Consider the following 14,099-nt stretch of genomic DNA (forward strand, 5'->3'; position numbering starts at 1 on the left):
AGTTATTATTAATTGTATCTATATGTGTACGATTTATTATTATGAAAAGGATATTAATTTATAAAAAAGATAATAAAGAAGACAAACAAATTGTATTTTATACTTTATTGGGAATAATTTATATTGTAGTTAAAATAACTATATTATTTAATATACAAGAAAATTATATTAATAATATATATTATTTGATTGATGTTATAGTATTTATTGTCTGGGGGATATATTATAATTATTTTTACAACATAGGATATATTAAATACATAATTTTCTTTTTGCTATTTAATATTTATTATGACTGTTTTAAAGATGTTGCAGATAGAATTTTATTTTTTGTAGTTACAGGTAATGTTGTTTCATCTAAAGAGTGGCTTTTAGCATCTTATTCTGATAATATGAAAGTTTACATATACAGGAATCTATTTATTATATTTGTATATATGATACTTAGTTTTTTGTATAATCGATTAAAATTGCTTAGTCAAGATAAAAGAAATTATGTATATTTATTATTTGCTTTAATAGCCAACACAATGAATATAATTGGAGTCTATATATCAAGGAAATTAGAACGGTTTAGATGGTTACATTCAGAACCATATTATTTTGAGAATTTTGTAAATCCAAAGGTAATAGGAGCTAGTAGCCTTGTTCTCATATTATTGTTTAGGCAAATAATAAAAGATAATAAGTTAAAATCTCAGAATGAATTAATAAAAAATAAGTTAGATATGCAATATGCTCATTATTTAAGTATCCAAGAATCTCATATGAGAGTTAAGAAGCTTTATCATGATATAAACAATCATATTTGTTGTATAGATAATCTTAAAAGTGATGGTAAAGAAATTAATAAGTATGTAAATAATTTAAAAGATGAAATTAAAGAGTTTAAATCTATTTATAATACAGGAAACATGATATTAGACATTATAATAAATGAAAAGAGTGCAATATCTACAAAAAAGGGAATTAAATTTATTTGTGACATAAACTTTTCAAAAGTTGATTTTATAAAACCTATAGATGTATCAAGTATATTTGCCAATATTTTAGATAATGCAATAGAATCATGTGAGAAAATATCAGATGAAAATATTGATAAATATATTAGAATTAAAGGAACTATAACAAAATCATTTTTTGTACTTAAATGTGAGAATAGTAAAGCAAATAATATTATTTCTAATAAAAATATATTGTTAACAGACAAAATGGATAAATTTATACATGGAATAGGAATTCAAAGTATTAAATCGTCTTTAGAAGAGTACAATGGAGAATTATTATTTGAAAATCAGAAAGACAAATTTATACTAAATATATACATACCATTGAATCAAGATGCTGACAGTTGGGTCGATTAAGTTACTAGTTGGGGCATATATATTAGAGCAAGCTAGTGAAAATTCATCGAATAACTCAATTGAAGATAAAAAAGATGACTCTATTAAACTGTTTGAAGATTATTCAAAAAAAGCTAATACTGTAGAAGGATTGGAAGAAGTTAAAAAAGATTTATCTCAAAAGTTTTCAAAGGTTATAACAGATAGTGGTTATAAGATCGCTAATTCAAATTCAGATGGTAGTTTTGTAGTATCTATAAATGGATTTGAAAATCCACCCGAAAAAGATATTAGAAGTTTATTTTACTCTATGTCTGAAGATCAGAAAGAAGGAAAGGCAGTGGTAGACATTCTATGTGCCAAAGAATATCCTGAGAATGATAAGTTAGATAAAAGGGATAAGTATATTAACTTTATATACAACATATTTAAGTCACTAACTAGTTCCAATTTAACTGAGAAAGAATTTGCAGATGCAGTTATAAAAACATTTAATGAAGGTGTAGGCTCTGTAGAGCTTCCTTATATGAATGATATACATGTTGAAGTTAACAAAGTTAAAAAATCTACTAAGGTTTTAAAACTAAGTTTAGAATATGAGTTTGATATTTCAAATCATTAATATAATAAAAAAATTATGGCACTGTAGAAATGTATTATAGAGAAATTTGTGATTTAAATTAGAAAATAAAGTGCATGTCTTATATTTAGGCAAGTATTTTTATTCAAAAATACATTATTTATGGTTGCCATTTCATGTTAAAGGACAGTATAATATAATTAAAGTATGTTATAACATACAAAAATTAATGTATATTATCCAAAGGGGGATTTTAAATGAGTCAAACTGATAGAATAGAAGCATTTAGACAAGAATATGTTAATTCTAAACCTATGATATGTTGTGAAAGGGCTAGAATTTTTACAGAATCACATAAAAAGACTGAGGGAGAAGCCATATGTATAAGAAGAGCAAAAGCTTTTTTAGATGCATGTAAAGAACTTCCTATAAAAATATTTGAGAATGAATTAATTGTAGGTACAGCTGGTAAATTCAGAAGAACAGGTATATTAACACCAGAATTTTCTTGGCAATGGGTAGATAAGGAAATGGATACTTTTGATGAAAGAACTCAAGACCCATATGTAATATCAAAAGATCAAATAGAATTTATAAGAAAAGAGATATTTCCATATTGGAAGGGTAAATCTTTGGAAGAAGTTTTTTTAGCAAGAATTCCAGAAGATACAGCTAAGATATTGGTAGATACAGGAATAATAGATAATGATTCTAAGTGGAGACAGGCAGTAGGGGAAGTAACTCCAGATTATCAAGATATATTATTTGTAAAAGGATATAAGGGTATCAAGGAAGAAGCAGATAAGAAGATAAAAGAACTAGACATATCAATTTCAGAAAATATTGAAAAAATAGATTTCTATAAGTCTGTTTCTATCGTTGCAGATGGTATTATGACATTGGCAAATAGATATTCAAAACTTGCAAAAGAAATGAGTGAATCAGAGAAAGATTCAAAAAGAAAGTTAGAACTTATAAAAATATCAGAAGTATGTGAGAATGTACCAGCAAATCCTCCAACTAGTTTTTATGAAGCGATACAATTTGTATGGTTTGTGCAATTAGGTGGTGTTTTATCTGAAAATCCATTAGCATTGAACTTAGGTAGATTTGACCAATATATGTATCCATATTATGAAAAAGATACTAAAGAAGGGAATATAACTAAATCAGAGGCTCAAGAGTTGATAGAGGCTCTATGGATTAAGCTATCAGAGTGGGTATGGACAATATCAGCAAATACAGCAAATTATTTTGCAGGATACAACCAATTTCAAAACCTTACTGTTGGTGGCAAAAAGAGAAATGGAACTGATGGAACTAATGATATTTCATATATGTGTTTAAAGGCAACAGAAAGTGTAAAAACTCATCAACCAGGTTTAAGTGTTAGAATAAGTCAGGGAGCACCAGATGATTTTGTTATGGCAGTTGCGAAATTGGTAAAACAAGGTACTGGTTTTCCTGCTATACACAGTGATAGTGCAGGAGCACAAATGTTACTTCAAGATGGATATGATGCAGAAGATGCAAGAGATTGGAGCAATTGTGGTTGTGTTGTTCCTCACTTTAGAAAGACAGGTCAATGGACTTCAGCAGTAAATATTAATTTTGCAGCAGCACTGGAATATGCTATGAATGAAGGTAAGAGTAGATTAACTGGAGAAAAAATGGGATTAGATGTAAAAAATATCAACGAATTTGCATCTTTTGAAGAAGTTAAAGAAGCGTTTTTAAAGCAACTAGCATATCTTATAAAAAATTCTGTTATAGGAACTACTGTTGCTCAACAAATTCATAAAGAAATAGTACCGAGACCATTTTTATCTACTTGTGTAGATGGTTGTTTGGATAAAGGTGTTGATTTGAGTAAAGGTGGAGCAAAATACAATATAGGACCTGTTTTAACAGGTATAGGATTAGGTGTAGTTTCAAACTCATTGGCAGCTATAAAAAAATTAGTATTTGAAGATAAGGTTACTACATTAGAAGAGTTAACAAAGGCATTAAATAATGATTGGGAAGGCTATGAAGAATTAAGAAAGCTTGCTTTAGATGTTCCTAAATATGGAAATGACAATGATTATGTAGATTCATTGGCTATTGAAGTTTCTGATTTTTATTATAGTGAAACTAGAAAATATAAGGATATTTTTGGCTCTAAATTTAATAGTGCATTTATGGGTATATCAAACTATGTTCCAACTGGAAAAATAGTAGGTGCAACTCCATGTGGAAGAAAAGCCACAAAACCTTTGACAGAAGGAGTTTCTCCATTTGTCGGAACTGATACAACAAGTCCATTAGCAGCTATGAAATCTGCATCAAAAATAAATCATGATGTTCACACTGGAGGAACACTTCTAAATTTAAGATTTAATCAAGATTTGGTTGAGACAGAAAGAGGACTTAGAAACCTAGCTTCTATGGTCAAATCGTATTTTGCACTAGGTGGATTCCATGTACAATTTAATACAATATCAAATGATGTCTTATTAAAAGCTCAAGAAAATCCAGAAGAATATAAAGATTTATTAGTGAGAGTTGCTGGGTATAGTACTCAATTTGTTAATTTATCAAGAGAGATGCAAGATGCTATAATAGCTAGAAACTCACATAGTAAATTTTAATTATGAGGTAGATTATGAGTAAAAAAGGTAAAGTTGTAAAGGTACAACATTTTTCAGTAAATGATGGTGATGGAATAAGAACTACTATATTTTTAGAAGGATGTAAATTAAAATGTAAGTGGTGTTCTAATCCAGACTCATGGAGTAATATAGTAAAGCTAGGAGTTATGAAGGATAAGTGTATATCTTGTAATAGGTGTATAGATGTTTGTCCTCAAAATATAAGTTCATTATCTGATAGAAGTCAAATAAATAATAAGTGTGATTTGTGTGGAAGATGTGTTAAAACATGTCTCAATGATGCTATCTGTATAATGACTGAAGAAATGAGTGTTGAAGAGATTGTAAAGGAAGTTGAAAAAGATTTTATATTTTTCTTTGAGTCTAACGGAGGAGTAACTTTTTCTGGAGGAGAACCCACACTTCAAATTGATTTTTTAAGAGAATTAGTTGATGTTTTTTATAATAAAGGTATAAACATAGCAATTGAAACTTGTGGATATTTTGAGTGGAATAAAGTGAAAGATGTCTTTGAAAAAATAGACCATATATTTGTAGATATAAAATCTATGGATGATAATGTTCACAGAGCATATACAGGAGTAAGTAATGAGATAATATTAGAAAATATATGTAGACTTTCAAAATTAAACAAATCTATGGTTATAAGAGTACCAATTATTTCTGGAGTGAATGATAGTGAAGAAAATATAAGAAACACTGCATTATTTGTAAAACAAAATGTTTTAGGTGGAAAGATGGAATTACTTCCATATCATAAATTTGGACTTGATAAATATAAAGCATTAGGGCTTGAAGATTATATGTATGAATTTGATGAAATTTGCAATAGCCATATGTTAAAATTAAAAGAGATAGTAGAACTTACAGGCGTAAAAATCATAGAATACAAATAGACTATCAGGAGGATTTTAACATGGATAATAAATTTCCTAATGTAGGAGAAAATTTAAGGTTATTAAGGCAAGACATGGGCATAAGTTTAGATAAAGCTTCAAAGATGACAGGAGTTAGTAAAGCAATGCTGGGACAGATTGAAAGAGGTGAATCGAGCCCCACTGTATCTACCTTATGGAAAATTTCATCTGGATTCAAAATAAATTTTACAACACTATTAAATGAAAATACAAACACTTATGAGGTTATAAAAAAAGAGGATGTGGAACCTATTATTGAACAGCAAGGCAATATGAAGTTATATCCCATATATCCTTTTAGCCCTCAAAGAAGGTTTGAACTTTTTATAATTGAGCTTGAAGCAAATTGTACACATGTTTCATCTACACATAGTCATGTTCTGGAAGAGTATGTACTTGTAATAGAAGGTAAACTTGAGCTTAATGTAGATGGAAAAACTTATATTTTAGAGTCTGGACATTCAATTAGATTTGATGGGACGCTAGAACATTTATATAAAAATTTAAATAATGGAAAAACTGTATTTCATAATATAGAAGTTTATAGATAATTTTATAGTTATCCATTTTGGGAATAAATATTTATTACCAAAATGGATAACTTATTTTTGTAATGTCGAAAAGATTTGTATACATGTACTAACATTATTGTTTTAAAATAAACATAAAAGCATTATAATAATATTAATAAAATATAATAAAGAGGAAGAATATATGATTATGAAAGTTTTATTGACAGTATTAGTATTAGCAATCTTATATATTCTGTATAAGTATGAAACTCAACATATAGAAACAACAGAATATACCATATTTAATGAAAAAATTCCAAAGGAATTTAACGGCTTTAAAATAGTTCAAGTAAGTGATTTACATAATAAGGTATTTGACAAAAACAATAACAAAACATTGATAGATAAAATTGAATCCTTAAATCCAGATGTTATATTTATAACAGGAGATTTAGTTGATGGAGAAAATAAAAATTTTCAAATTGCATTAGATTTAATTGATAATTTAGTAAAAAAATATGAAGTATACCATATAGTTGGAAATCATGAACAAAAATCTTTAATAAAAAAATATAAACATCTATATAAGGATTATTTTAAGGAATTGTATTCAAAAAAAATAATAAATATGGAAAATGAATCTGTAAGAATATATAAAGGAGATAGTTATATTAATCTATATGGTTTAATCATACCATTGGGATGCTATCCATATTTTTTTGCTAATAATAAAAAGTTAGAATTGAGTGACAATTTCGTAGAAGATAAGTTAGGTAAAATAAACGAAAATGAGTATAATATACTTTTAGCTCATACGCCGTTCTTCTTTGAAAAATATGTAAAATGGGGAGCTGATTTAGTTCTGGCTGGTCATGTTCATGGCGGTATAATAAGAATACCTTTTGTTGGAGGTGTACTATCTCCAAATAGAGAGTTTTTTCCTAAGTATGACTGGGGAAAATATGAAAAAGGTAGTAGCACTATGGTTTTAAATAAAGGCTTAGGAGGCTCAAAAGTTCTTATTAGACTTAATTGTAAACCAGAAGTAGTAAGGATTACATTAAGGTCTAATTAATAAGGTTTTTTGTGTATATAAACATCAATGACATATATATAAAATTGATGTAAAACCATATCAAATAGATACAATTATAAATTTTTAATAATTATTTGATTAATTCAAATAAAATGCTATTTTTAGCATGTAATATTTAAAATATAGGGGGTAGTCAAAAATCATGGGTGATATGAGTAGATTTTATGAATCTGTAAAAAACAAATATCCAAAATTAAAAGATGGAACTAGAGTTCATATGTGGCCAAAAGAAAATATCATAATTGGTCCCATTTATGATGAGGCAAATGGATATGAAAAAAGTATAGGGAGTGTGGATAGTTTAAGTTGGAAGCAAGTTGTTGTACTAGCAGAATGTGATGGGAAAAATACTACTAAAGATGTATTAGATATATTATCCAACAGATACAGAAATATCCCTGATATGAGAGATAAAGTTATGGAATTTTTTATGTTTTATGATAATGAGTATTTAACCTTTGAAGATGAGGCACAAACATTATCAAGTGTTTTTGAGATAACAGGAAATAAAGTATATCTTACACCTTTATACTTTACAATAGAGATAGATGGTAATGACAATAGGGTTCAATATTTTTCTGAAGTTATAAGCTTATTAAAGTGTATGTATGAAAAAGGATGTAGGTTTATAGAAGTTATTGGTGAAGATATTCTAAAAAATAAAGATATGAAAGTAGTATTTCAATATATGCTAGACCATTTTGATTTAATTATAGTAACTAAAGATAGTTTTACTATTGAAAGAAGTTTGATAAGAGAATTAGATGATTATCGTCATAAAGTAATATGGAATGTATATTCAGAGAATGACAACATACATGTTAAATTAAAAGAAGATATAAAAATAACTAGTTTAATAAAAAGAGGACATACAGTAGTAAGAGGAGCTAGAGGAAAAGCAATAAAAATAGAAGATATGAGGTTTAAAGATATAAGAGAAAGATTTTCAAAATATGGTGCAGAATGGAGCCATGTATACATTTCTTCTGACGGCAGTGTAAAATCTTATTCCATTCAAAAAGATAAAAGAGTTTATTTAGGCAATATATTTGACAATTCAGTTGAGGAAATTTTCTTAGAGATGCAAAATAAGATTGATAATCTAGAAATTGTATATCAATAATTATCAAAATTAAGTTTTAGGAATAATTTATAGATTGGTTGTTTAGTTTTGTGTCAATAATTGTTAATGAGGTGATATAACTTGTTAAGATTGTTGAACAAATTTTTTTATGATACTTTACTTAAATGCTGGCTTTTTATGATGCTATGGATTTTTAGAGAACTTTTTACAGAGACAAAATTAGTCAAAAATTTTAAACTTCATAAAATATTTATGTAAAAATCATATAAAATTCATATAACAGATGTATTATATAGAGTATAGAAAGACTAGCTTAAAAACCATAATATAATACCCTATTGTAATGATAACCCTCCCTCACATCCTCAAATAGAGTTATCATTACAAGAATTAATCCATAAATTTAAAATTTATGGTTTTTTTTTATTTAATTTGTTTTATTATCTAGGAATATGATTTATTATAGAATATATAATAAGTAATATAAAATACATTTGATTAAGTTTTTGACATGTTTTTAACTATACTAATAAGGAGGAGTATTTATGAATGTAAATAATCGCAAGTGCCCAGAGTGTGGTGAACATAGTAAAAAATTTGAAGTAATAGAAGAGAGTGAGGAGTGTGTGACATTTGAATGTTACACTTGTGGAACTATATCTATACTAAAGTATTGTGACAACTGTAAAGAATTTGTATTTGTAAATATTCCAAACAATGTAGAGACATATGAGTATTGTTGCAGTAAATGTAATAATAAGATTTAATATAATTAAAATATATAATTTCATATGTCGTTTATACAAATATCATATAAAATTCATATATGTAATGTATTATAGAAATATAGAAAGAACTAGCTTAAAACATAATATAATTACCCTAAATTTATAATGACAACTCTCCCTCACATCCTCAAATATAGTTGTCATTATAAAATACTTTGGCTGTTTCAAAAATGTAAAATCATTTTAGAAGCAGTCTATTTTTTTGTAAAAAAATAAAGAAGGCAACGGGAAGCCTTCTTTCGTGTAAAAAAAGTTTAATTTTTTGTTAAGATTTGTTTGTTTATTTTATTTTATATTATCTTTATAATATGTTTTTATTTGAAGGTTGGCAATGGATTTTGCACAACTGGTCATTATGAATGTAAAAGTGGAATATTATTAATAAATAATAATTACAAAATTGTAATTATTATTTATTAAGCAAATGCGTAAAATATTACATTAATGGGTATATAATTAATAATATACTAGTTTGGGGAGGATAAAATTATGAATTATAAAACAATCATATTAAATAGAAAGTCTGTTAGAGAATATAAAAAGACAGATATTAAAGAAGAGTATCTTAGTGAGATTAAGAAATACTCAGAATCTTGTAAGAAACTAGTTCCAGAGATAGAAGTTGATATAAGAGTAATGAATAGAAGTGAAGTTTTTGACAATTTAGATAAAATAGCAGGATATAAAGGAAATATGATAGATGCACCAAGTTATATTATAATATTATCTGAAGTAAAAGATAATTACATCGAAAATTCAGGATACATAGGAGAAAATATAATTTTTAAGGTAACAGACCTTGGAATAGGCTCTTGTTGGGTTACTTTTGAGGATAGCAAAAAGGTATTAGATAAACTTGGTATTGACTCAGACAAAGAGGTAACAGGAATTATTGCTATTGGATATGGAGAAAATGCAAGCAATACTAAAGTACTAAATGCTACAAAGACTGGTGAGAATTATTCAAAATCTGATATGCAAGTTGTTTCAGACAATAGTTCTTCTCGTTTAGGTGTAGAAGAAGTAGTTTATATGGATGAGTGGGGAAATAATGCAAATACAAATATATTAGAAGAGAGAGCACTTCTTGATGCATTCCATTATGCAAGATTAGCTCCATCTACATTAAACAGACAGCCATGGAGATTTATAGTTGATGGAGGAGTTGTAGTTTTAGCAGTTAGAAAAGATGGTCATACTAATTTATATGAAGAAAAAATAGATATTGGTATAGTTATGCTTTATTTTGCAACAATAATAAGTGCAACTATGTTTGAGTTAAAATGGAATTTAGGTACTCCAGATAAAGATTATAAAATACCGGAAGAATATAAAATAGTTGGATATTGTAATATATAAAACAGTTTAATATTTAATTTAGTTTTACTTAAATTAATTTCTATAAAGAGTTCAAAGACATTATATAGAATAATGTCTTTGAACTCTTTTGTTGTATAATTTAATTTTAGCATTATTAGTTGACAAATTTTATGTAAAAGAGGACTATTAATGTAAATTATTGGATTTGATATAAAGCCAATATAAAATTGATAGCTAAATGAGTAAATGTTATACTTTAAACTGAATCTGTATCTATTTTTGAAATAGTATTTTAAAGCTTACAATTTTGTGCATAGATTGAGAGGTATATTATTTTATTAAACTGTATAATTTGCTTGGAGGGAATGTTAAATGGAATGGATAAATAAATTAAATCAAGCTATTACTTACATTGAAGACAATCTTGAAAGTGGAGTGGATTATGCAGAAGCAGCAAAAATTGCATGTTGTTCCACCTTCCATTTTCAACGAATGTTCTCATATATTGCAGAAGTACCTTTGTCTGAATATATTAGACGTAGACGTATGACTAAGGCAGCACTTGAACTACAAAACAGTAATATCAAAATTTTAGAGCTGTCTGAGAAATATGGTTATGATTCGCCTACATCTTTTAATAGGGCTTTTCAAAACATACATAATATTTCTCCATCTGCTGCTAGAGCGAAAGGCGTTGTTTTAAAAGCATATCCTAGGATAACCTTAACTATTTATGTAAAGGGAAATGTAGAAATGCAATATCGTATTGTGGAAAAAAAGGGATTTCGTATTGTTGGAGTAAAAGAACATATGAATATGATTGTAGAGGAATGTTTCGATAAGGTTCCCAAGTTATGGGCTAAATCTATACAAAATGGAATGGTTGAAAAACTTTTGAAATTAATAAATCATGAACCTTATGGATTACTTGGAGTCAGTACATGTATGAATGGAAAGGACTTAGACTATTATATTGCTGCACCAACAGATAGACATACTTTAGAAAATACTTATGAATATTTTATACCATCAGGTACATGGGCAGTATTTGAATGTGTTTCTCCAATGCCAAATGCTACTGCTATACAGGAATTGCAAAAAAGAATTATTACTGAATGGCTACCAAGTTCTGGGTATGAGTATGCTAGTTTACCAGATATAGAACTTTATCCTAAAGGTGATATTAATGCTCCTGATTATACAGTAGAAGTTTGGATTCCAATTAAGAAACAAATTCAAAACTAGAGAAATAAGATGAAATTTTAAAATAGCAGACTAAAAATAGTCTGTTATTTTTTGTGAAATATGGAAAGTAAACTTTACATAAAACGTATATAGGTGTATAATTATGGAAAGTAAACTTTACATAAAATGAAATGATTTAAGGTGATAAATGTGAAAAATAGATTAGAAGAAATAAGAAAAAAGAAAGGGATAAAGCAAGAAGAGCTTGCCATTGCCTTACAAGTCTCAAGACAAACTATTGGTTCATTAGAAAATGGCAGATATAACCCATCAATTATTTTAGCATTTAAAATAGCAAGATATTTTGATATGAGTATTGAAGAAATATTTATTTATGAGGAGGAGTAAAAATGAAAAAGAACAGATTATATATAGGTATTGTTTATCTTGTTTTTGGAGTTTTATTTATTTTATTAGCTACATTGACAGAATTTTCATTTGAAGCTTTTATATGGGGACTTGCTGGAGCATCTTTAGGTCCTGGAATATGTATGATACTCCAGTATATATATTGGAGTAAACCTGAAAGGGCTAAAGAGTATGAGAAAAAGGTAGAGAATCAAATAATAGAGATGAATGATGAGAGAAGAGTTATGTTACATGATAAATCTGGACGTATTACCAACCAAATTATGTCTTATGTTTTAGTGATTATTATATTTATAGTATCTATATTAGTGTATTCTCAGTAATGGTAATAAGTAAATGGGTTTTAATTGGGCTTGGGTTACTTCTTTTATTTCAATTTATTTGTAGCGTAGTTGTATATAATAAATTGGATAAAAAGTTGTAATAAAAAATTAAAAATCACAATAAAAATATTAACGTTTTAAGTTTTAGATTTTTAAGATAATTTCAGATGATATCTTTAATAATTATATATACAAATTTATAAAAAGCCACAAGTATATATTATATTTTGTGGCTTTTTTATAGATAAAGATTATATAGGCTTTAAAGAAAAATATTGTAGTACTTTATTTCAGAGTAATTTCTATATGCTTTTAAAGGGATTAATCTTCATATAAATCGCCACTGTTTTCTTTATTAAGAGTTCCATCCAATTCAACCATTAGAAATTTTGTAAGTTTTTTAACTACAGGTCTATGTAGTGTATTTTTGGGTACAATAATAAATTCTCCTTCCTCAACTTTTGTTAATCCTTCTTGAGTTTCTAACTCAAACTCTCCTTCGATTACATAAAATAGTTCATCTGATTTTTCATGAATATGAAAATCTAAGCTTCTATTTGCCACTTGAACAACACTTAGTACATTATTATTGATAATTCCTATTTTTTTATAGATGTATAGTTGTTCGATATTATTTACTTCTTTAATTATATTAGATTTTGTTAACATTATAAGCCTCCTGTAATTATTGGTTTTATTTGACTTTTAGTATATGTATATGCTAACATTTATTTGACTATTTGTTAAATAGATTGATTAGATTATATCAATCTTAAATTTAGATAATACTGGAGGTGTCATAAATATGGAGTTAAAACATCTGAAGACCTTTTTAACACTTAGTAAAATCAAAAATTTTACTAAAACTGCTGAATATCTTAATTATGCACAATCAAATATTACGACTCAGATACAGCAACTAGAAAAAGAATTAGATGTACGTCTTTTTGAGCGTATAGGAAAAAGTGTAACACTAACTAGAGAAGGAGAAATGTTAATTCCCTATGCAAAAAAAATGATTCTACTTTCATCTGATATTAAAAATATGTATGAAAACCACACTGATTCAGGGCGTATTGTTATTGGGGCTTCAGAATCTATTTGTATTTTTAAACTACCTGAAATTATTAAAATATATAAAGAGAAATATCCTGATGTTGATTTGTTTTTGAAGACTTTGGATTCATCTGATTTTATTCCATTACTTGCAGACAATACAATTGATGTTGCGTTTATCCTTGATTCTCCTGTTACTGATAAGTCTGTTGTTTCTGTATTGAAAAATGATGAGCCAATATGTATTTTATCTGCTCCAGATAGTAAACTAGTGTTAAAAGAAAATGTGTCTATTCAAGACTTTCAAGATATTCCTTTTATTTTAACAGGGGAGGGCTGTTGTTATCGAAGTCTATTTGAAAAAGAATTATCTGAATCAGCTGTAGTTCCTAAAATAGTTCTTGAAACAGGGAGTATTCAGGTAATTAAGCAAACAGTGCTTAGTGGTCTTGGATTGTGTCTTCTCCCAGAGCTTGCAGTAGAGAAAGAATTAAAAAGGCATGAATTAATTAAGGTTCCATATTCTACAAACTATAACATTGTTTCTCAACTCATTTATCATAAAGATAAGTGGATGTCTAAGAATCTTTGTGATTTTATTTCTATTGTTAAACAGATGTACTAGAGTATTTTTAAATTGGTTATGTTACACGAATTGAAAATATAGACTACTTTAAAGCAGTCATAATTGCATATTTTGGATAAGTTGAAGTTTACTGAATAAAAGCTAGAAACAAATCAAAAATCATTTATTTCCATACATAATATTGAAAGTAAAAGAATAAGTTTTAATGAATATTTAGGGAATATGGCAA

General features: G+C 27.1%; 14 protein-coding genes. 13 read left to right on the plus strand and 1 reads right to left on the minus strand.

Going from position 1 to position 14,099, the window contains the following annotated elements; translation table 11 throughout:
- Positions 1-272 precede the first annotated feature (272 nt).
- From KGF41_RS09790 to KGF41_RS09845, 12 genes are all read left to right on the plus strand, one after another.
- A complete protein-coding gene (locus tag KGF41_RS09790) occupies positions 273-1,364 on the plus strand; it encodes a sensor histidine kinase (protein WP_227856613.1) in 1,092 nt (363 codons plus the stop codon).
- Positions 1,342-1,965 (plus strand): hypothetical protein, encoded by a 624-nt coding sequence (locus tag KGF41_RS09795; RefSeq protein WP_227827047.1) that lies wholly within the window; start codon positions 1,342-1,344, stop codon positions 1,963-1,965. Before KGF41_RS09790 ends, KGF41_RS09795 begins: the two co-directional genes overlap by 23 nt.
- 215 nt (positions 1,966-2,180) lie before the next feature.
- Entirely contained in the window at positions 2,181-4,553 is a 2,373-nt protein-coding gene (locus KGF41_RS09800) for a formate C-acetyltransferase/glycerol dehydratase family glycyl radical enzyme (protein ID WP_227850134.1), read from the plus strand.
- 14 nt (positions 4,554-4,567) lie between these two features.
- Positions 4,568-5,470 carry a glycyl-radical enzyme activating protein gene (locus KGF41_RS09805; protein ID WP_227827049.1) on the plus strand — a complete coding sequence of 301 codons (903 nt, stop codon included), beginning with the start codon at positions 4,568-4,570 and terminating at the stop codon, positions 5,468-5,470.
- Positions 5,471-5,490: 20 nt separating this feature from the next.
- Complete coding sequence (locus tag KGF41_RS09810; RefSeq protein WP_227827050.1) at positions 5,491-6,042, plus strand: helix-turn-helix domain-containing protein; 552 nt, start codon at positions 5,491-5,493, stop codon at positions 6,040-6,042.
- Between the two features lie 163 nt (positions 6,043-6,205).
- A complete protein-coding gene (locus tag KGF41_RS09815; RefSeq protein ID WP_227827051.1) occupies positions 6,206-7,078 on the plus strand; it encodes a metallophosphoesterase in 873 nt (290 codons plus the stop codon).
- 163 nt (positions 7,079-7,241) lie between these two features.
- The gene (locus tag KGF41_RS09820) at positions 7,242-8,222 is read left to right on the plus strand and encodes an SPASM domain-containing protein (protein WP_227827052.1); all 981 of its coding nucleotides are present in this window, start codon (positions 7,242-7,244) and stop codon (positions 8,220-8,222) included.
- Between the two features lie 506 nt (positions 8,223-8,728).
- Entirely contained in the window at positions 8,729-8,950 is a 222-nt protein-coding gene (locus KGF41_RS09825; RefSeq protein ID WP_227827053.1) for a hypothetical protein, read from the plus strand.
- A 510-nt stretch (positions 8,951-9,460) separates the two neighbouring features.
- Positions 9,461-10,330 (plus strand): nitroreductase family protein, encoded by an 870-nt coding sequence (locus KGF41_RS09830; RefSeq protein WP_227827054.1) that lies wholly within the window; start codon positions 9,461-9,463, stop codon positions 10,328-10,330.
- Positions 10,331-10,663: 333 nt separating this feature from the next.
- Positions 10,664-11,536 (plus strand): AraC family transcriptional regulator, encoded by an 873-nt coding sequence (locus KGF41_RS09835; protein WP_227827055.1) that lies wholly within the window; start codon positions 10,664-10,666, stop codon positions 11,534-11,536.
- Between the two features lie 150 nt (positions 11,537-11,686).
- Positions 11,687-11,884, plus strand: coding sequence for a helix-turn-helix transcriptional regulator (locus tag KGF41_RS09840; protein ID WP_227434059.1), 198 nt, complete (start codon positions 11,687-11,689; stop codon positions 11,882-11,884).
- Between the two features lie 2 nt (positions 11,885-11,886).
- A complete protein-coding gene (locus KGF41_RS09845; protein WP_227850135.1) occupies positions 11,887-12,228 on the plus strand; it encodes a hypothetical protein in 342 nt (113 codons plus the stop codon).
- A 321-nt stretch (positions 12,229-12,549) separates the two neighbouring features.
- On the opposite strand, the gene KGF41_RS09850 is transcribed toward KGF41_RS09845, so the two are convergent.
- Complete coding sequence (locus KGF41_RS09850) at positions 12,550-12,897, minus strand: cupin domain-containing protein (protein ID WP_227827057.1); 348 nt, start codon at positions 12,895-12,897, stop codon at positions 12,550-12,552.
- 136 nt (positions 12,898-13,033) lie between these two features.
- Here KGF41_RS09850 and KGF41_RS09855 point away from each other — a divergent pair, with 136 nt between their 5' ends.
- Positions 13,034-13,909, plus strand: a complete 876-nt coding sequence (locus KGF41_RS09855) for a LysR family transcriptional regulator (RefSeq protein WP_227827058.1) — start codon at positions 13,034-13,036, stop codon at positions 13,907-13,909.
- Positions 13,910-14,099 lie beyond the last annotated feature (190 nt).

This window comes from Clostridioides sp. ZZV14-6150 (assembly GCF_020657875.1).
In the GTDB taxonomy this organism is placed as follows: Bacteria; Bacillota; Clostridia; order Peptostreptococcales; family Peptostreptococcaceae; genus Clostridioides.